The organism is Rubrivivax sp. A210, from assembly GCF_904426505.1.
GTDB lineage: Bacteria > Pseudomonadota > Gammaproteobacteria > Burkholderiales > Burkholderiaceae_C > Rubrivivax.
Genome location: NZ_CAJGBN010000045.1, coordinates 100872 through 119920 on the forward strand (window position 1 = coordinate 100872; position 19049 = coordinate 119920).

The 19049-nt window shown below is 70.7% G+C and carries 19 protein-coding genes and 1 tRNA gene; 9 read left to right on the forward strand and 11 right to left on the reverse strand.

Features of this window, described 5'->3' with window-relative positions; translation table 11 throughout:
- Nucleotides 1-606: a lytic transglycosylase domain-containing protein gene (locus JMV16_RS18655; protein WP_201496021.1), complete on the forward strand. Its 606-nt coding sequence runs from the start codon at nt 1-3 to the stop codon at nt 604-606.
- A 7-nt stretch (nt 607-613) separates the two neighbouring features.
- On the opposite strand, the gene JMV16_RS18660 is transcribed toward JMV16_RS18655, so the two are convergent.
- From JMV16_RS18660 to hemA, 6 genes are all read right to left on the reverse strand, one after another.
- Complete coding sequence (locus tag JMV16_RS18660; RefSeq protein ID WP_201495803.1) at nt 614-1177, reverse strand: UbiX family flavin prenyltransferase; 564 nt, start codon at nt 1175-1177, stop codon at nt 614-616.
- 1 nt (nt 1178) lies between these two features.
- The gene (gene grxD, locus JMV16_RS18665; protein ID WP_201495804.1) at nt 1179-1493 is read right to left on the reverse strand and encodes a Grx4 family monothiol glutaredoxin; all 315 of its coding nucleotides are present in this window, start codon (nt 1491-1493) and stop codon (nt 1179-1181) included.
- A gap of 90 nt (nt 1494-1583) precedes the next feature.
- Complete coding sequence (locus JMV16_RS18670) at nt 1584-2177, reverse strand: hypothetical protein (RefSeq protein WP_201495805.1); 594 nt, start codon at nt 2175-2177, stop codon at nt 1584-1586.
- A gap of 128 nt (nt 2178-2305) precedes the next feature.
- Nucleotides 2306-3169: a peptide chain release factor N(5)-glutamine methyltransferase gene (gene prmC / locus JMV16_RS18675; RefSeq protein ID WP_201495806.1), complete on the reverse strand. Its 864-nt coding sequence runs from the start codon at nt 3167-3169 to the stop codon at nt 2306-2308.
- A gap of 8 nt (nt 3170-3177) precedes the next feature.
- Complete coding sequence (gene prfA / locus JMV16_RS18680; RefSeq protein ID WP_201495807.1) at nt 3178-4263, reverse strand: peptide chain release factor 1; 1086 nt, start codon at nt 4261-4263, stop codon at nt 3178-3180.
- A 57-nt stretch (nt 4264-4320) separates the two neighbouring features.
- Nucleotides 4321-5622, reverse strand: a complete 1302-nt coding sequence (gene hemA / locus JMV16_RS18685) for a glutamyl-tRNA reductase (RefSeq protein ID WP_201495808.1) — start codon at nt 5620-5622, stop codon at nt 4321-4323.
- A gap of 120 nt (nt 5623-5742) precedes the next feature.
- On the opposite strand from hemA, the gene JMV16_RS18690 reads away from it, so the two are divergent.
- A complete protein-coding gene (locus JMV16_RS18690) occupies nt 5743-6024 on the forward strand; it encodes a hypothetical protein (RefSeq protein WP_201495809.1) in 282 nt (93 codons plus the stop codon).
- On the opposite strand, the gene miaB is transcribed toward JMV16_RS18690, so the two are convergent.
- Both miaB and JMV16_RS18700 read right to left on the reverse strand, forming a co-directional pair.
- Nucleotides 5984-7399, reverse strand: coding sequence for a tRNA (N6-isopentenyl adenosine(37)-C2)-methylthiotransferase MiaB (miaB, locus tag JMV16_RS18695; protein ID WP_201495810.1), 1416 nt, complete (start codon nt 7397-7399; stop codon nt 5984-5986). The genes JMV16_RS18690 and miaB overlap by 41 nt on opposite strands.
- Nucleotides 7396-7779, reverse strand: a complete 384-nt coding sequence (locus tag JMV16_RS18700) for a hypothetical protein (RefSeq protein ID WP_201495811.1) — start codon at nt 7777-7779, stop codon at nt 7396-7398. The genes miaB and JMV16_RS18700 overlap by 4 nt, the downstream gene beginning before the upstream one ends.
- 213 nt (nt 7780-7992) lie before the next feature.
- Here JMV16_RS18700 and JMV16_RS18705 point away from each other — a divergent pair, with 213 nt between their 5' ends.
- Both JMV16_RS18705 and JMV16_RS18710 read left to right on the forward strand, forming a co-directional pair.
- Nucleotides 7993-9294: a DEAD/DEAH box helicase gene (locus JMV16_RS18705; protein ID WP_201495812.1), complete on the forward strand. Its 1302-nt coding sequence runs from the start codon at nt 7993-7995 to the stop codon at nt 9292-9294.
- Between the two features lie 177 nt (nt 9295-9471).
- Nucleotides 9472-11037, forward strand: a complete 1566-nt coding sequence (locus JMV16_RS18710) for a methyl-accepting chemotaxis protein (RefSeq protein WP_201495813.1) — start codon at nt 9472-9474, stop codon at nt 11035-11037.
- 95 nt (nt 11038-11132) lie between these two features.
- Here the strand turns inward: JMV16_RS18710 and JMV16_RS18715 are convergent.
- A tRNA-Met gene (locus tag JMV16_RS18715) sits at nt 11133-11209 on the reverse strand.
- Nucleotides 11210-11271: 62 nt separating this feature from the next.
- Between JMV16_RS18715 and ftsY the strand changes: the two genes are divergently transcribed.
- A complete protein-coding gene (gene ftsY, locus JMV16_RS18720) occupies nt 11272-12348 on the forward strand; it encodes a signal recognition particle-docking protein FtsY (protein WP_201495814.1) in 1077 nt (358 codons plus the stop codon).
- Between the two features lie 33 nt (nt 12349-12381).
- Here ftsY and JMV16_RS18725 read toward each other — a convergent pair whose 3' ends face one another.
- Entirely contained in the window at nt 12382-13092 is a 711-nt protein-coding gene (locus JMV16_RS18725; RefSeq protein WP_201495815.1) for a DUF2726 domain-containing protein, read from the reverse strand.
- A gap of 110 nt (nt 13093-13202) precedes the next feature.
- Nucleotides 13203-14576 carry a signal recognition particle protein gene (gene ffh, locus JMV16_RS18730; protein ID WP_201495816.1) on the reverse strand — a complete coding sequence of 458 codons (1374 nt, stop codon included), beginning with the start codon at nt 14574-14576 and terminating at the stop codon, nt 13203-13205.
- A 48-nt stretch (nt 14577-14624) separates the two neighbouring features.
- On the opposite strand from ffh, the gene JMV16_RS18735 reads away from it, so the two are divergent.
- From JMV16_RS18735 to JMV16_RS18750, 4 genes are read left to right on the forward strand one after another with little or no spacing between them, the layout of a single operon-like run.
- Nucleotides 14625-15452 carry an inner membrane protein YpjD gene (locus tag JMV16_RS18735; RefSeq protein WP_201495817.1) on the forward strand — a complete coding sequence of 276 codons (828 nt, stop codon included), beginning with the start codon at nt 14625-14627 and terminating at the stop codon, nt 15450-15452.
- Nucleotides 15449-15682, forward strand: a complete 234-nt coding sequence (locus JMV16_RS18740; protein WP_201495818.1) for a PP0621 family protein — start codon at nt 15449-15451, stop codon at nt 15680-15682. The genes JMV16_RS18735 and JMV16_RS18740 overlap by 4 nt, the downstream gene beginning before the upstream one ends.
- A 12-nt stretch (nt 15683-15694) precedes the next feature.
- Nucleotides 15695-17584: a sensor histidine kinase gene (locus JMV16_RS18745; RefSeq protein ID WP_201495819.1), complete on the forward strand. Its 1890-nt coding sequence runs from the start codon at nt 15695-15697 to the stop codon at nt 17582-17584.
- Between the two features lie 5 nt (nt 17585-17589).
- Entirely contained in the window at nt 17590-19044 is a 1455-nt protein-coding gene (locus JMV16_RS18750; protein WP_236580606.1) for a sigma-54-dependent transcriptional regulator, read from the forward strand.
- Nucleotides 19045-19049: the final 5 nt, after the last annotated feature.

The following is a 19049-nucleotide window of genomic DNA, read 5'->3' on the forward strand; positions in this document are numbered from 1 at the left end:
ATGCCGGCGCGCCGCGCGCTGCTGGCCGGCCCGTTCGCGCTGCTGCTGCCCACCGGGGCGCGGGCCGGCGCCCAGATCGAGGAACCTCTGGCCGACGCGGTGCGCACGGCCCTGGCGGCCGCGGTGGCCGACGCCGCGCCGCCGCGCCCGCGCTTCGACAAGGTCGAGGAGCGCCTGGCCTATCTGCGCTGGCTGGGCGCGGCCGGTGAGAAGCTCAAGCCGCGCAAGGCCGAGCACCATGTGCGCATCGAGTTCCTCGAAGCGCTCTGGTACGAGAGCCGCCGCGCCGGGCTCGAGACGGCGCTGGTGCTGGGCCTGGTGCAGGTGGAAAGCGGCTTTCGCAAGTACGCCATCAGCAGCGCCGGCGCGCGTGGCTACATGCAGGTGATGCCGTTCTGGGCGCGTCAGATCGGCGATGGCGACGCGCGCCGCCTCTTCCACATGCAGACCAATCTGCGCTTCGGCTGCGTCATCCTGCGCCACTACCTCGAGCGCGAGCGCGGCGATCTCTTCATGGCCCTGGGCCGCTACAACGGCAGCCGCGGCCGTGCCGAATATCCCAATATGGTGCTGGCGGCGCGGCGCAGCTGGGACATCAAGGCCTGAGCAGGCATCAGAGCCCCTGCCACTCGCGCGGTGCCGCGCCAGCCAGGCCCAGCAACGCGAGCACGCGCTCGACGCCGTCGTCCACCATCTCGGCGATGCTGGCCGGGTGGTTGTAGAAGGCCGGCAGCGGCGGGCAGACGATGGCGCCCATCTCGGTGGCGGCCGTCATATTGCGCAGATGGGCCAGATTGAACGGTGTCTCGCGCACCATCAGCAGCAGACGGCGGCGCTCCTTCAGCGTCACGTCGGCGGCGCGCGTGAGCAGGTTGTCCGACAGGCCATGGGCGATGGCTGCCAGTGTCTTCATCGAGCAGGGCGCCACGACCATGGCGGCGGTGGCAAAGCTGCCGCTGGCCAGGCAGGCGCCGACATCGCCGGGGGCGTAGGCGGCATCGGCCAGCGCTTCCAGCGCACTGCGGTCCAGGCCCAGCTCATGGTGGGCATTGAGCACGCCGGCCGGGGTGACCACCAGGTGCGTCTGCACGCCCAGGGCGCGCGCCCGCTCCAGCAGCCTGACCCCGTAGACCGCCCCGGTGGCGCCGGTGATACCGACGACCAGGCGCTGGCTCACCTCAGCCCTTGTTCAACAACTGCTGGAGTTCGCCGCTCTGGTACATCTCCATCATGATGTCCGAGCCGCCGACGAATTCACCGTTGATGTAGAGCTGGGGGATGGTGGGCCACTGGGCGTATTCCTTGATGCCCTGGCGCACTTCCTCGTCGGCCAGCACATTGAAGGTCTCCAGGTCGTTCACGCCGCAGGCCTTGAGCACCTGCACCGCGCGGCCGGAGAAGCCGCACTGCGGAAATTGCGCGTTGCCCTTCATGAAGAGCACGACACGGTGGCCCTTGACGAGTTGGTCGATGCGCTGCTGCACGTCGCTCATGGTGAATTGGTCCCGAGAGAATCACGAAGCCCGCGAGTATGCGACAAGGCCCAGCGCCGCGCCGCGCTGGGGTTGTCGGCGCGGGCCGCGTCAGAAGGTGTAGCGCACGCCCAACTGCAGCACCGGCGCCAGGCGCAGGTCGCGCATCGCCGCGTCCAGGCCCTGGTTGCCGAAGAGGGCGCGGCCCAGGCCCAGGGATGCGCCCGGTCGTTCGGCGACGAGGCCGACATCGGCGGTCACCGACAGCGCATTGCCCAGCGCCGCGCCAGAGAAGCCGAAACCCAGGTAGGGCACGGTGGCAGGGCCGTCGGCGCTGGTGGGCGCGGTATGGGCGCCACTTTGCACGCCCAGGCCCAGGCGGGGCCCGGCCGCGGCGCTGAGCGAGGGCGCGCCGCCTTGCAGGCCGGTCATCAGGCCGCCGCTGGCGCGGAAGCTGCCGAATGAAGGGCTGGCGAAGTAGTAGTCGCCCAGCACCGATGCGCCTTGCCAGCCACGGGGCGCCACGCCGCCATCGAGCAGGCGGGCCGCCGACAGGGGCGAAAGCGCTGCCGTCTGCACCGTGATGCGGGCCTGCCACTGCGGCCACAAGGTCTCGGGGGCGGGAGCTGTGAGGCCGCCGCCGGCACTGGCCGCCAGTGGTGTCAGGGCCAGTGTCCAGGCGAGGAAACGGCGATGCGCATTCATCTCGGCCTCCTGAAGTGTCGCTGCCATGATGCGCCGGAATCGGCGGCCGTGGCGGGCAAGCTGAGCCGTCTTCCCGTAACAGTCTTCTCCATTCGGCAAAGGCGCAACGGCGGGCCTTCAGCGGCCCTTCAAGCGCCCGGCCAGGGTGCTCCGGTGCAGCGCGCCAGTCCGGCCAGATCGCGCCGCGTCTCGGCTTGGCCGAAGCCGCACGCGGTCAAAAGTGCCTGCACGGCCTCGTGCTGGTCGTGGCCGTGTTCGAGCAGCAGCCAGGCGCCGGGCTGCAGGTGGGCGGGAGCACCATCGATCAGCCGCCGCAGCGCGTCCAGGCCGTCGCCGCCGGGGGTCAGCGCGGTGGCAGGTTCGTGTACCAGCGCGGCCAGATGCGGGTCGCCGGCCGCGATGTAGGGCGGGTTGGAGAGCGCCAGGCCGTAGCGCTGGCCCGGTACCGCGCTCCACCAGTCGCCCTGACTCAGCGTGAGAGCCAGCGCGTGGCGCTCGGCATTGGCTTGCGCCACGGCCAGGGCCGTGGGGCTGGCGTCGGTGGCCGTGACCTTGGCGCCCGGTGCGGCGTTTTTGACGGCCAGGGCCACCGCGCCGCTGCCGGTGCCGAGGTCGATCACGGTGGCGGCCGGCGCAGACGGCAGGCGCTCGAGCGCCCATTCGACCAGCAATTCAGTCTCGGGCCGCGGCACCAGCACGGCCGGTGACACTTTCAAGGCGAGGCCGCGGAACTCGCATTCGCCCACCAGATAGGCCAGCGGCTCGCCGGCGGCGCGGCGCGCCAGCAGCGCCGTCCAGGCCACCGCCTGGGGCGGTGTCAGCACCGCGTCGTCATGGGCCAGCAGCCAGGCGCGATTGCGCTGCAGCAGATGGGCCAGCAGCAGCTGCGCGTCCAGGCGCGCCACGCCACTGGCGCGCGCCTGCACCAGGGCCTTGGCGATGCTCAAGCCCGGTGAGGCGGGCGAATCAGGCGACTCAGGCGAAGCAGACATGGCGGCGCTCAGCGCCCGCCGGACTCGAGCTGGGCCAGCTGTTCGGCGCCGCGCGCCGCGTGCAGGGCGGCGACGACGTCGCCAAGGTCGCCGTCCATGATGGCGCCCAGCTTGTACAGCGTGAGGTTGATGCGGTGGTCGGTGAGCCGGCCCTGTGGAAAGTTGTAGGTGCGGATGCGGTCGCTGCGGTCGCCGCTGCCGATCAGGCTCTTGCGCGTGGCGGCCTCCTTGGCGGCGCGCTCGCTGCGGTCCTTCTCGCGCAGCCTGGCGGCCAGCACGGCCATGGCCTTGGCCTTGTTGCGGTGCTGGCTGCGGTCGTCCTGGCATTCGGCCACCAGGCCGGTGGGCAGGTGGGTGATGCGGATGGCGCTGTCGGTCTTGTTGACGTGCTGGCCACCGGCGCCGCTGGCACGGAAGGTGTCGATGCGCAGCTCGGCCGGGTTGAGCTGCACCTCCTCGGCCTCGTCGGGCTCGGGCATCACCGCCACCGTACACGCGCTGGTGTGGATGCGGCCCTGGCTCTCGGTGGCGGGCACGCGCTGCACGCGGTGGCCGCCGCTTTCGAAGCGCAGCTGCTCGTAGACGCGCTGGCCTTCGATGCGCAGCACCAGTTCCTTGTAGCCGCCCAGCTCCGATTCGCTTTCGCTCAGGATCTCGGTGCGCCAGCCCTGGCGTTCGCACCAGCGCAGGTACATGCGCGCCAGGTCGCCGGCGAAGAGCGCCGATTCGTCGCCGCCAGTGCCGGCGCGGATCTCGAGGAAGGCGTTGCGCTCGTCGTCGGGATCGCGCGGAATCAGCGCCGTCTGCAGCTCGAGCTGGATGCGTTCGAGATCGGTGCCGGCGGCGGCGATCTCCTCGCGTGCCAGCTCAGCCATCTCGGGGTCGGACTGCATCTCCTGCGCCGCCGCCAGATCGGCCTCGCGCTGCTGGTAGCGGCGGTAGCGCCCGACCACGTCGCTGGCCTCGGACTGCTCGCGCGACAGCGTGCGCCAGCGCTTGATGTCGCCGGCCACGGCCGGGTCGGCCAGGATGGCGTCCAACTCCGCCAGGCGCAGGGCCAGGCGTTCGAACTGATCACGCAGCAGGGGGGTCATCGGGTGGGCGATGCGGCGCGGCCGCGCCAGCGGCACGGCCGTGTGAAGGGCAGGGCGCTAACGCCCGGGACGCGGATCGCCGCCGCGCGGGCCCTGGCGCAGGAAGAGGCGCGACACGGTATCGGCCAGGTGCTGGCGCTCGTCGCCGTCGGCGGCATTGAGCTCGGCCATGGTGCCGTGCAGCATCTTGCCGGTGAGGCCGCGGGCCATGGCTTCGAGCACCTGCTCGACCGGCTCGCCGCGCGCCAGCAGCTTGCGTGCGCGGACGAGCTCGGCGGCGCCCCAGTCGTCGGCCTGCTGGCGCAGGGCCTGGATCAGCGGCACGGCGCCGCGCTGGTCAAGCCAGTGGGCGAAGCTCTGCACGCCAGCATCGATGATGGCCTCGGCTTGCTCGACGGCGGCCTGGCGCTTCTCGCTCGCGGTCTGCACCAGGGCCGAAAGGTCGTCGACGGTGTAGAGGTAGACGTCGCCCAGGCCGGCGACCTCGGGCTCGATGTCGCGCGGCACCGCCAGGTCGACCATGAAGATGGGCCGGCGACGGCGTGCCTTGAGCGCGCGCTCGACCGCGCCGAGGCCGATGATGGGCAGGGTGCTGGCAGTGCAGGAGATGACAGCGTCGAACTCGTGCAGGCGGTTGGGCATGTCCGACAGGCGCATGGCCTCGCCGCCGAAGCGGGTGGCCAGGCGCTCGCCGCGCTCGAGCGTGCGGTTGGCCAGTGCGATGGACTTGGGCGAGCGCGCCGCGAAGTGCGTGGCTGCCAGTTCGATCATCTCGCCGGCGCCGACGAAGAGGATCTTGATCTGGGACAGGTCTTCGAAGAGCTGGGCCGCCAGGCGCACGGCGGCGGCGGCCATGCTGATGGAGTGGGCGCCGATTTCGGTGGAGGTGCGCACCTCCTTGGCCACCGCGAACGAGCGCTGGAACAACTGATGCAGCGTGGTGCCCAGGGTGCCGGCGGCGTCGGCCATGCGCACGGCCTGCTTCATCTGGCCCAGGATCTGGGGCTCGCCCAGCACCATGGAGTCGAGCCCCGAGGCGACGCGGAAGGCGTGGCGCGCGGCGGCGCGGTCTTCCATCACATAGCTGTGGTCGAGCAGCTGTCCGCCGCTGATGCCGCCCTGCTCGGCCAGCCAGTCAACCACCGGCCGCACCAGGACCTGGGCCTGGGCGGCGCCGGCGGCGACGTAGAGCTCGGTGCGGTTGCAGGTCGAGACCAGGGCGGCCTCGGGCACATTGAGCTGCAGGCGGCTGCGCAGCGCCTGCAGCGCCGGGCCCATCTGCTCGGGCGCGAACGCGAGGCGGCCGCGCAGGTCGACCGGCGCGGTGGTGTGGTTGAGCCCGAGGGCGAATACGCTCACGCGAGAATTGTAGGTTCGACGGCCGCGCGATGATGGCGTTCTGCTTGACCATCATCAAGCGTGGCCGCATCGCCAAAGCCATGGGAGGGGGCGCCGCCGCCCCGGGAGATCAGACCAACGATGGGCCCAATCGACGCCTTCTGGCACCTTGCCAACCTCTTCCTGCCCGCGCTCGCCCTGGGCGCGCTGGCCGCCGCGCTGGCCAAGCTGCTGTGGCGGCGCGAACTGGCGGCAGTGGCCTGGCGGCGGCTGGCGCTGCCGGCGGCGCTGGCCGGCGCCGCCCTCACGCTGGCCGGGCTGCTGTTGTTTGGCCGCGACGGCAAGATGGCCACCTACGCCGCCGTGGTGGCCGGCTGCGCTCTCATGCTGTGGTGGCGGGGCTTCGGGCCGGGCCGGAAATAGCGTCGTCGGGCTTGACCAGCGGCGTGCCGCGCAACGAATGCGGCAGGGCCTCGGTGATGCGCACCGGCAGCATCTGGCCGACGAGCCGCGCCGCCTGCGGGCCGCCGTCGAAGTTGACGATGCGGTTGCATTCGGTGCGGCCCATCAGTTCGGTGGCCCCATTGCCGGCCTTGTCGGCCTTGCCGCTGTTGCGCGACGGGCCCTCGACCAGGATGGTCTGCACCGTGTCCAGGCGCGAGGCGCTGATGCGGCGCACGTTCTGCTCGATCAGCGCCTGCAACTGTTGCAGCCGCTTGAGCTTGAGCTCTTGCGGTGTGTCGTCGGCCAGGGCCGCGGCCGGCGTGCCGGGGCGGGCGCTGAAGACGAAGCTGAAGCTGCTGTCGTAGCCCACGTCCTCGATCAGCTTCAGCATCTTGCCGAAGTCTTCCTCGGTCTCGCCCGGGAAGCCGACGATGAAGTCGCTGCTCAGGCTGATGCCGGGCCGCAGCGCGCGCAGCTTGCGGATGGTGCTCTTGTATTCCATCGCGGTGTAGCCGCGCTTCATGGCCGCCAGGATGCGGTCGCTGCCGTGCTGCACCGGCAGGTGGAGGTGGCTGACCAGCTTGTCGACGCGGCCGTAGACCTCGATCAGCCTCGGCGTGAATTCGTTCGGGTGGCTGGTGGTGTAGCGGATGCGCGCAATGCCGGGGATCTCGGCCACGTACTCGATGAGCAGGGCGAAGTCGGCGATCTCGCCGCTTGCGCCCATGGCGCCGCGGTAGGCGTTGACGTTCTGGCCCAGCAGCGTCACTTCCTTGACGCCCTGGTCGGCGAGGCCGGCGATCTCGGTCAGCACGTCCTCGAAGGGGCGGCTCACTTCCTCGCCGCGCGTGTAGGGCACGACGCAGTAGCTGCAGTACTTGCTGCAGCCTTCCATGATGGAGACGAAGGCGCTGGCGCCGTCCACGCGCGCCGGCGGCAGGTGGTCGAACTTCTCGATTTCGGGGAAGCTGATGTCGACCTGGGGCCGGCGCTGGGCGCTGCGCGCCGCGATCATCTGCGGCAGCCGGTGCAGGGTCTGCGGGCCGAAGACGAGGTCGACGTAGGGCGCCCGCTCGATGATGGCCGCGCCCTCCTGGCTGGCGACGCAGCCGCCGACGCCGATGATCACGCCCTTCTTCTTGAGGTGCTTGACGCGGCCGAGGTCGCTGAAGACCTTTTCCTGTGCCTTCTCGCGCACCGAACAGGTGTTGAAGAGGATGAGGTCGGCCTGCTCGACATCGGTGGTGGGCTCGTAGCCCTCGGCGGCGCGCAGCACGTCGGCCATCTTGTCGGAGTCGTAGTCGTTCATCTGGCAGCCGAAGGTGCGGATGAAGACCTTCTTGGCGCCGCTCATGGCCGGGTCCAGGTCTGGCTGGCGGGGTCGAATGACCAGCTCTGCGCCTGCTCCACCGATACCGGCCAGGGCGTGCGCGCCGCTTCGTCGGCATTGAGCAGCCAGACCTCGCGCACCAGGCCCAGGGTGTCGAAGCTGTAGTTCACCAGCAGGCGCTGGCCGAGCAGGGCGCCCGAGAGCAGCAGCAGGTTGTCGCTGCCGCGTATGCGCGCACCCGGTGCCAGCCGTGCCGGCTGCTGGTTGAGCAGGATTTCAGGCGGCGCGGTGACGACGATCTCGCCGCGCAGCGCGTCGGCCGGGAAGTTGCGTGACAGCTGGGCCGCCGCCGGGGCGGCCCAGACGGCGAGTGCCGCGAGGGCAGAGGGAATACAGCGGTTCATGGGGTTCATCCAGAGGCTGTGGAAGGAGGTTGCTGCCGACGGCCCCGACCTTGGCGCCAAACGGCTTGAAAATCAAGGACTTGCAGCGGCCTGAAGTGTAGCGGAGCGTCACCGCGTGGCCGGTGGTCTTGCCTTTTGCGCCGGTACACTGGGCCGCCCCTGCAGGCCACGATTCGTCCGCCTGCCACGCATGGCCACCATCCCGGATCGACCTTGTCCGCCCCCAACACCTTTCTCGCCCTGGGCCTGCTGCCGCCCCTGCAGGCCGCCGCCTCGGCTGCCGGCTGGCCTGCGCCCACGCCGGTGCAGGCTGCCGTGCTTCCGCCTGCCCTGGCCGGCCGCGACATGCTGGCCCTGGCGCCCACCGGCTCGGGCAAAACGGCGGCCTTCCTGCTGCCGCTGCTGCAGCATCTTTTGGTCCAGCCTGGCCTGGCCCGGGAGAGGCCGCGGCGCCTGCGCGCGCTGGTGCTCTCGCCCACGCGCGAGCTGGCGCTGCAGACGGCGGCTGCCGCACGCGGCCTGCTTGCCGCGCTGCCCCACCCGCCGCGCTTGGTGGTGGCGGTGGGCGGTGCCTCGATCAACCCGCAACTGATGGCGCTGCGCGGTGGCGCGCATCTGGTGCTGGCCACGCCGGGCCGCCTGCTCGACCTGCTGGACCACCACGCGCTGAGCCTGGACGGGGTGGAGTTCCTCGTACTGGACGAGGCTGATCGCCTGCTCGACGCCGGCTTTGCCGCCGAGTTGGACCGCCTGCTGGCCCTGCTGCCGGCGCGCCGCCAGACGCTGCTGCTCTCGGCCACCCTGCCTGACGCCGTGGACGCACTGGCCGAGCGCGTGCTGCGCGATCCGCTGCGCGTCGAGGCGGCGGCCGGCGCCGAGGCCGCGGCGCCGGCCATCCAGCAGCGCGCCATCGTTGTCGACAGCGCGCGCCGCACCACTTTGCTGCGCCATCTGCTGGCGCATGAGGGCTGGGCGCGGGTGCTGGTCTTCGTTGCCACCCAGTACGCCAGCGAGCGCGTGGCCGACAAGCTGCGCGGCGCCGGCGTGGCGGCCCAGGCGCTCAACGGCAGCCAGAGTTCGGGCCGGCGCGCCACGGCGCTGCAGGATTTCCAGGCCGGGCTGATCCAGGTGCTGGTGGCCACCGACCTGGCCGCGCGTGGCATCGACCTGCCGGGCTTGGCGGTGGTGCTGCAGTTTGACCTGCCACGCTCGGCCGTCGACCACACCCATCGCATAGGCCGCACGGGCCGCGCCGGCGCGGCGGGGCAGGCGATCAGCTTCATCCTCGCCGACGCGCCGGGCAGCGAGGCCCATTTCCGCCTCATCGAAAGGCGCCAGCAGCAACGCGTGCCGCGCGAGCAGGTGCCGGGCTTCGAGCCTGCTGCCGCGCCTGAGCCCGACGAAGCGGCGGCGGCCGGCCCAGGCGGCGTCAAGGGCCGGCGTCCGAGCAAGAAGGACAAGCTGCGCGCAGCCGCGGCGGCAGCAACCCGCGCCGCGCGCAAGGCCGCGACCTGAGGGCGGATCAGCGCCCGTGTCCTGCAACAAAGGTGTGCCGTTACGCCAGGATCGTTGTCGTGGACAGAATTTTCGCGAAGTTGAACCGGCGCGAGGATGCACCACTCAAGTGCGCTCCGCCAGTGCCGATGTTGCCGGAATCTGATCTTCACCCCCGGAAGCGGGGAGCGAGCTTCCATGCGAAACAATCTGCCCGTGACGCAACGGGAAATCGACTACCCCGCCAACGTCCTGCTCGTCTCCCAGACCGACGAGCGAGGCCACATCACGCATTGCAACCAGGGCTTCGTCAACATCAGTGGCTACTCCTATGAAGAGCTGCTTGGCCAGCCTCACAACCTGGTGCGTCACCCGGACATGCCGGAAGAGGCCTTCAAGGATCTCTGGCAGACCATAGGCCGGGGGCGGCCGTGGTCGGGGGTGGTGAAGAACCGCTGCAAGAGTGGCGATCATTACTGGGTGCTGGCCAATGTCAGCCCGGTGATGGAGGGGGGCAAGCCCAGCGGCTATATCTCGGTGCGCACCAAGCCCACCCGGCAGCAGGTCCAGGAGGCCGAAGCCCTGTATGAGCGCATCCTCGCCGAGCGCACCCGGCGCCCCAGCCTGCGTCTCCATGCCGGGCGGGTGCGGCGCATGGGCATCGTCGATTGGCCGGCCCGCGTCCATCGGTTGTCGATGCGACAGCGCATGGCGCTTGCGCTGGCCTTCCTGGCCCTCGGACAACTGATGCCCGGACTGCTCGGCCTGTCTGGCACGACAGCACTGGCGGCCCAGGTGGCCACCTCGGTGATCTTTTCCACCGTCGTGTTCATCGGCTTCGTCAGGCAGGTCGCGCGGCCGCTGGACGAAGCCACCGATCTGGCGACCCAGGTGGCCGGGTGCAACCTGGACGGCAACCTGGAATTCGATCATCGCGGCCCGGTGGGCGCGCTCATGCGCAACCTCTGGCTGGTGAACCTGAACATGCGGGCCATCGTGGCCGACGTGCGGGCCGAGGTGAACGGCGTGACCTCGGCCACCTCCGAGATCGCCTCGGGCGGCACCGACCTGTCGGCGCGCACCGAGGCCCAGGCCGCCAGCCTGGAGCAGACCGCGGCCTCCATCGAGCAGATCACGGCTTCGGTGTCGCAGACCGCGACGCGGGCCCGCGGCCTGGCCAAGATGGGTGCCCAAGCCAGCACGCTGGCGGAGCAGGGCGGCGCCGCCGTGGAGGAGTTGTTGTCGACGATGGAGCGCATCTCCAGTTCCTCGCAGCGCATGGGCGACATCATCAGCCTGATCGAAAGCGTGGCTTTCCAGACCAATATCCTGGCCCTCAATGCCGCGGTCGAGGCCGCACGCGCAGGCGAACAGGGTCGAGGCTTCGCCGTGGTGGCCAGCGAGGTACGCAACCTGGCACAACGCAGCAGCGCGGCGGCCAAGGACATCCGCTCATTGATAGGCCTTGCGCGCAGCGAGGTGGAGCAAGGTGTCGGTCGCACCGATCTGGCCAAAGACGCCATCGGCCAGGTGCTGCGTTCCGTCAGGGACGTGAGCCAGCAACTCGCGGAAGTCACCCGCAACACCGACGAACAGTCGCATGGCATCGCGCAGGTCAGCGAGGCCGTGCAGCACATCGACGACGTGACCCAGCAGAACGCCGCGTTGGCCGAGCAGTCGGCCGCGGCCTGCCAGGCGCTGGAGCAGCGTGCCGGCACCCTGGTGCGGGCCGTCCAGATCTTCCGCTCGTCGGCTGCGGCCTAGGGGGGCCTAGGGCGAGGCGGATGGCGCACCGGCGGGCGACTCGGGCAAGTAAAAAAAGGCCTGTCAGTCTTGGGACTGACAGGCCTTTTCAGATTTGGTGGCGCTTCAGGGATTTGAACCCCGGACCTGCGGATTATGATTCCGTCGCTCTAACCAACTGAGCTAAAGCGCCTGAGCCCGACATTATAGCCACGCCGCAGGCGCGGGTGAAGGTCCGGCCGGCGAGCTCCTCTCATGTTCAGCTTCTTCAAGAAAAAGGCACCGGCTGCTGCTGCGGTGTCGGCCACGGACTTGCCCGCTGCGCCCGTTGCAACTGCGGTGCCGGCAGTGAATGAGGCCACGGCACCGGCGCCTGTGCCCGCCGCGCGCCCCGAGGCACCCGCGGGGCGGGGCGGCTGGCTGTCGCGCCTGGCCCAGGGGCTGAAGAAGACCGGCGCTGGCATCGCCCAGGTCTTCACCGGCACGCGCATCGACGACGCGCTTTACGAGGAACTGGAATCGGCACTGCTGCTGGCCGACACCGGGGTCGCGGCGACGCAGTTTCTGCTCGACGATCTCAAGCGTCGCGTCAAGGAGTCCAAGGCCACCGAGCCGGCAGCCGTGAAGGCGCTGCTCGCCGACGCCCTGGCCGCTCTGCTGCTGCCCTTGCAGCAGCCGCTGAAGATTGGCGCCATCGATCCGCCAGGGCCGACGGTGGTGATGGTCACTGGCGTCAACGGTGCAGGCAAGACCACCAGCATCGGCAAGCTCACGCGGCACCTTGCCGAGTCGGACTGCAAGGTGCTGCTGGCGGCGGCCGACACCTTCCGCGCCGCCGCGCGTGAGCAACTGGCGGTGTGGGCCGACCGCAACCGCGTAGAGATCGTCAGCCAGGAGGGCGGCGACCCGGCCGCAGTGACCTTCGACGCCGTCGCCGCCGGCCGCGCACGCGGCTGCGATGTGGTGATCGCCGATACTGCCGGCCGCCTGCCCACCCAGGCCCACCTGATGGATGAGCTGAAAAAGATCCGCCGCGTCATCGCCAAGGCCCAGGCCGGCGCGCCCCACGAGGTGCTGCTGGTGGTGGACGGCAACACGGGCCAGAACGCCCTGGCCCAGGTGAAGGCCTTCGATGCCGCGCTGGGCCTGACCGGCCTCATCGTGACCAAGCTCGACGGCACGGCCAAGGGCGGCGTGCTGGCCGCCATCGCGCGCTGGGGCAGCGAGCGGCCCGGCGGTCCGGTGCCGGTCTACTTCATCGGCATCGGCGAGCGGCTGGAAGACCTGCAGACCTTCGATGCGCGCGAGTTCGCGCAGGCACTGCTGGGGTGATGGGCGGGTGGGGCGCGGCGCGCGCCTCAGGCATCAGTGGCCGCCAGCGGGCGATTCCAGCTCTTCGAAGAAGGCCGAAGGCACGGGCTCCATCGTGGCGTCGAAATTGGCCTCGAAGGCGGCGCGGTCGCCGTCGGCCAGCACTTCGGAGATGTCGGGCACCGGGATCAGCGGCATCGGGCGCGAGTTGACCGAGCTCGCCGGCTTGATGCCGACAGCCGGCGTGCCGACGATGTGGGCCAGGTGCTGGCGCAGATCGCTGGCGCTGGGCAGGTAGCCTTCGCGCCAGACGTGAACCTGGATGCCGGCGGCCTTGAGCACGCGGGCCATGCGCTCGTGGCGGCGGCGCGCACGCGGGGTTTCGTCCATCGAGCGGATGTCGAACACAGCCAGCACGCGCGAGCCCGAATCGCACAGCAGCAGGTCGGCGCTGAGCGAGCCCACGCGCTGCAGCCATTCGATGTGGGAGTGGCGCGAAGGCACGCGGATGAAGCGCGACAGCGGCACCTGCGACAGCACCAGGAAGCCCGGCATCGCGCGGCGCAGCACCTCGTAGCCCTGGCGCTCGCTGATGGTGAGCGCACGCACCGCCTCGGGGGGCCAGTCGGCCACCGTGTCGAGGGCATCACGGACGTTGTCGCGGCGGACTTGCTGGCGCTGGCGCAGGCGCATCCCCAGCAGGGTCAGCAACAGCAGCACCGTCGCCGGGAGGGCGAACGTGGCGATCGGTGTGAGGGCTTCCATGGCGGCTTGTTCTCTCGGGGCTCAGGCCTGGAAGATCGGCGATTTCGGGTGGCCGGACAACGGCTGAACCCATAAGACACGTATCCAGGCGTATCGGCAGCTGCGACAAATCAGCGCGGCATGCCGGGGAAGCCACCCCCCATACCGCCACCGCCCATGCGCTTCATCATCTTCATGAGGCCGCCGCCCTTCATCTTCTTCATCATCCCCTGCATCTGCTCGAACTGGTTGAGCAGGCGGTTGACCTCCTGGACGTGTACGCCGGCTCCAAGGGCAATGCGACGCTTGCGGCTGGCCTTGATGAGTTCGGGCTTGCGCCGCTCGAGCGCCGTCATCGAGCAAATGATGCCCTCCATGCGCTTCACGTCGCGTTCGGCACGGTCCATGTCGGCGCCGGCGGCCTTGGCGGTGAGCTGGCTGGGCAGCTTGTCCATCAGGCCCGAGAGCCCGCCCATCTTCTTCATCTGGCTGATCTGCGAGAGGAAGTCGTTGAGGTCGAAGCCGCTGCCTGACTTGACCTTGTCGGCCAGCTTCTGCGCTGCCTGCAGGTCCACGCCCTGCTGCACCGACTCGACCAGGGCCACGATGTCGCCCATGCCCAGCACGCGGCCGGCGTGGCGCTCGGCGTCGAAGACCTCGAGTCCGTCGATCTTCTCGGACACGCCGGCGAACTTGATGGGCGCGCCGGTGATCTGCCGCACCGACAGCGCCGCGCCGCCGCGCGAATCGCCGTCGAGCTTGGTCAGGATGACGCCGGTCAGGGGCAGGGCGTCCTTGAAGGCCTTGGCCGTGTTGACCGCATCCTGGCCCTGCATGGCGTCGACGACGAACAGCGTCTCCACCGGGTTGAGCACCGCGTGCAGTTCGCGGATCTCGGCCATCAGCGCCTCGTCGATGCCCAGGCGGCCCGCGGTGTCGACCAGCAGCACATCGAAGTAGTGGCGCTTGGCATAGTCCAGCGCGGCGAGCGCGATCTCGCGCGGCTTCTGGTCCGGCGCCGAGGCAAACCACTCGGCGCCGGCCTGGGCCGTGACCGTCTTGAGCTGCTCGATGGCGGCCGGCCGGTAGACGTCGGCCGAGACCGTGAGCACCTTCTTCTTGCGCTTGGTGATCAGGTGCTTGGCCAGCTTGGCCGTGGTGGTGGTCTTGCCGGCGCCCTGCAGGCCAGCCATCAGGATCACCGCCGGCGGCTGGGCGGCCAGGTTGATGTCGGCCACGCCCTCGCCCATGGTGGCGGCGAGTTCCTTATGGACCACGCCCACCAGGGCCTGGCCCGGATTGAGCGAGCCGGCCACCTCCTGGCCGAGCGCCTTTTCCTTGACGCGGGCGATGAAGTCGCGCACCACGGGCAAGGCCACGTCGGCCTCGAGCAGGGCCATGCGCACCTCGCGCAGCATGTCCTGCACATTGCTTTCGGTGATGCGGGCCTGGCCGCGCATCGTCTTGACCATCCTGGACAGGCGGTCGGTGAGGGTCGTGGCCATTGGGGGGCAGGCCGGGTTGAGCGGGCCCGCGGTCATTACACTGTCGTGATGATTCTATCGACCGCGTCCGCGACCCTGGTTCCGGGGGGCGCCTGGCTGCTGGTGACGGTGGCCGCGGCCCTCTATATCCTCACCGCGCTGCCCATCGCCTGGCTGAGGCAGATGTCGGCCGCCGCCCTGCTGGGCGGCCTCGTGCTGCATGGGCTTCTGCTCATCATCGATATCGGCGGCTTCGGCCAGCCGATGCCGGGTGCGCGCCTGGGCTTCGGCCCCGTGCTGTCGATGACGCTGTGGCTGGTGATTGCCGTCTACACCGTCGAGAGCCGGCTCGTGCCGCTGCCCGCGGTGCGCAAAGGCTTGGGCGCGGCCGGTGTGCTGGCGGTGCTGATGGCGGCGTTGTTTCCGGGCGAACTGCGCCAGCCGGGCTCGGCGCTGGCGCCGCTGCACTTTGCGCTCGGCGTCGGCTCCTACGGCCTCTTCGGCGCCGCCGTGCTGCACGCGGCCCTGCTTGATGCTGCCGAGCGCCGTCTGCGCCGCGGCGCAGGGGCGGCGACGGCCGGGCGCACACTGGGCATGCCGCTGCTGCAGTTGGAGCGGCTGACGTTTCGCTTCGTCGGCGTCGGCTTCGTCGCCCTCACCGCCACCCTGGTGCTGGGCATCCTCTACACGGTGCAGTGGCATTGGGGCAACCACAAGGCGGTGTTCTCCATTCTGGCCTGGTGCGTGTTCGCTGCGTTGCTGCTCGGGCGGCGCCTGCGCGGCTGGCGCGGCCGCCGCGCCACGCGCGGGCTCTATGCCGGCGCGTTGCTGCTGCTGCTGGCCTATGCCGGCTCGCGCTTCGTGTACGAAGTGCTGCTCGGGCGCACGCCGGCATGAGCCGCCTTTTCATCCTGCTGGCCCTGGTCGGCGTGGCGCTGTGGTGGTTGTTCGGCCGCCGCCGCGAGCCCATCGAGCCGCCTGCGGCCAAGCCTGCCAAGCCGACCGCGGCCCAGCCCATGCTGGCCTGCGCGCACTGCGGCGTGCATGTGCCGCGTGACGACGCGTTGTGCGACAGCGCCGGCCGCGCCTTCTGCAGCGAGGCCCACCGCCTTGCCGGCCCGCGCTGAGCGCCGGCCGCCGTGGACGCAACCGAAGCCGACCGCCGCCAGGGTGATCGCCGCCGCCGCCGCGGCCGCCGCCGCGACGACGTGGCCCCGGAAGATGCCGACAGCGGGCTGCCGGCCGTGGCCGAGTCCTTCTTCGATCCGGGTTGGCTGGCCGCCGGCGACGGGCCTCACGAAGGCCGCGGCCGCAGCGAGGGCGAGGGCATGGAAGCGCCGGATCCAGACGGCGCCCTCGCTCGCGTCTACCGCACCTATGCCACGGCCCGCGCGGCCATCGGCGTGGGCCTGGTCGGCGTGCAGGGTGTGGGGGCGCTCATCGGTACCCGCAGCTCGGAATGGCTGACCCTGGTCTCGCTGGTCTATGCGGTGCAGGCCTTCACGCTGTGGCTGCTGCCGCGCTTCCTGCCGCTGGGCCAGCCCTGGATGGGCACCGCCTACCGCCGCCGCCATTGGCTGGCGACCATAGGCGTCGACCTGGCGGCCTTCATGTTGCTGCACCTGCTGGAGGTGGGTTCCACCTTCAATTACGCGGCGCTGCTGGTGCTGCCGGTGCTGATGGCCGGCGTGCTGACCTCGCGCCTGCTCGCCCTGGGCACGGCGGCAGGGGTCTCGTTGATGCTGCTGGCGGCGGCACTGCGCGCCACTTTCGGCGGCGCCACGCCGGCGCTGATGCTGCAATCGGGCCTGGCGGGCCTGGGCCTCTTCATCATCACGCTGCTGGCCGGCGAACTGGCCGGCCGCCTGGCGCGTGAGGAGCGCGCCGCGCGTGGCAGCCGCGAACTGGCCCACCAGCAGGCCCAGCTCAACCGCCTGGTGATCGAGGAAATGGCCGACGGCGTGCTGGTCATCGACGGCCGGCTGCAGGTGCGCGCGGCCAACCCGGCGGCGCGTGCGCTGCTGGTGGCGCAGGGGCTGGCGCCCTTGGCGCCGTTCACGTTGCAGGGCCTGCCGGCCTGGGCGGCGCTGCAGCAGGCGGCCGAGCGTGCGCTCGCCGAGGGTGACTGGCCCGAGGCCGGGCGCGACATCCTGCTGGCCTTCGGCGACGGCCATACGCGCACCCTGAGGCTGCGCGTGCGCTTCATGCGCGGCCGCGCCTTCGGCCCCACGGCGCCGTCCGGCGGTGCCGCGGGCGAGCCCTTCGCGGTGCTGCTGCTGGAAGACCTGCGCACGCTGCAGGCGCGCATCCGGCAGGAGAAGCTGGCGGCGATGGGCCGCGTCTCGGCCGGCATCGCGCACGAGATTCGCAATCCGCTGGCCGCCATCGCCCAGGCCAATGCGCTGCTGCTCGAAGACGAGCTGAATGCGCCGCAGCGCCAGCTGGCGCAGATGGTGGCCGACAATGTGCAGCGCCTCAAGCGCCTGGTCGACGACGTGATGGACGTGGCGCCCGGCGCCGAGCCGCTGCCGCGCGCCATCGATGCCGCCAGCGTGGTCGGCAAGGCCGCTGGCGACTGGTCGCACACGGTGCAGCTGGCCGATGGTTCGCTGGCGCGCCTGCGCACCGAGCTGCCGGCCGCCGCGCTGGCCGTGGTCTTCGATCCCGACCACCTGCGCCGCGTGCTCGTCAACCTGCTCGACAACGCGCAGCGCCACGCCAGCGGTGCGCCCGGCAGCATCTTCCTGCGCCTGGCAGTGCGCGACGAAAGCTGGGCCCTGCTGTCGGTGCTGAGCGATGGCGCGCCCATCGCGCCCGATGTCGAGCGCCATCTCTTCGAGCCCTTCTTCTCGACCCGCAGCCGCGGCTCCGGGCTGGGCCTGTATATTTGCCGCGAGCTTTGCGAACGCCACGGCGCGAGCATCGAATACCGCCCGCGCCCGGCCGCCGAAAGGCTGCGCAATGAATTCGTGGTCAGCATGCGGCGCGTCGCGCAGGCCGACGCCAGGCTGGATACCGAACCGGGCTGAACCCCTTGAGCAATGCTGTCACCCCTCGGCTGCTGGTCGTCGACGACGAGCCCGATCTGCGCACCCTGTACGAGCTGACCCTGCTGCGCGAGGGCTATGACATGGCCAGTGCCGGCTCGGTCGAGGAGGCCTGGGCCTTGCTCCAGGAACGCGGAAGCGCCGGCTTTCAACTCGTCATCACCGACATGCGCCTGCCCGACGGCACGGGCCTCGATCTGCTGCGGCGCATGGACGAGGCCGGCCGGCGCGAGAAGACCATGGTCATCACGGCCTATGGCTCGCCCGAGAACGCGGTTGAGGCGCTCAAGGCCGGCGCCTACGACTACCTGACCAAGCCAGTCGACCTGCGCCAGTTTCGCGCCGTCGTGGCCTCGGCCCTGGGGCGTGCGCCCGCGCCCCTGGCGCCGCCGCGCGAACCGTCGGCGCGTGCGGCAGCGCCCCAGCGCTCGGCGCTGGATCGCATCGTGGGCGATTCGGGCGCCATGCAGCAGGTGCGCGTCCTGGTCGAGAAGGTGGCACGCAGCATGGCCCCGGTGCTGGTGGCCGGCGAGTCGGGCACGGGCAAGGAATTGGTGGCGCGCGCCATCCACGATTGCTCGCCGCGCGGGGCCGGGCCCTTCGTCGCCGTCAACTGCGGCGCCATTCCCGAAGCCCTGCTCGAGGCCGAGTTCTTCGGCTACCGAAAAGGCGCCTTCACCGGCGCGCAGGAAGACCGTGAAGGCTTCTTCCAGGCTGCCCAGGGCGGCACGCTCTTCCTCGACGAGATCGGCGACCTGCCGCTGGCGATGCAGAGCAAGCTGCTGCGCGTGATCCAGGAACGCGCCGTGCGCCCGGTGGGCGCGGTGACCGAGGCGCCGGTGAATGTGCGCATCGTCAGCGCCACCCACCGCGACCTCGGCGCCGAGGTGCAGGCGGTGCGCTTCCGCCAGGATCTCTTCTACCGCCTCAATGTCATCCGCATCACCGTGCCGCCGCTGCGCGAGCGCATTGCCGACCTGCCTGCGCTGTGCGCCGACATCATCGAGCGCATCGCGCGTGAGGCCGGCGTGCTGCCGGTGCCGGCGCTGGCGCCCGACGCGCTGCAACACCTGCTGCGCTACAGCTTCCCGGGCAATGTGCGCGAGCTCGAGAACCTGCTGCACCGCGCGCTGGCGCTGTCGGGCGGCCCGACCATAGGCCGCGACGACCTTGGCCTGCCCGACGAGGCGATGCTCGAGCACGGACCTGAGAGCCATTTCGCGCCGTTGCAGGCGGCCCCCGAGCCTGCCCTCGAGAACGTCGAGTTGCCGGACGATCTTGCTGCCTATCTCGACGCCGTCGAGCGCGAGATCCTCGAGCGCGCGCTCGAGCGCCACCGCTACAACCGCACCGCCGCCGGTGCCAGCCTGGGCCTGTCGCTGCGCCAGATGCGCTACCGCATGGCGCGGCTGGGGGTCGGGGTCTCCGACGACAACGGCTAGCGCCC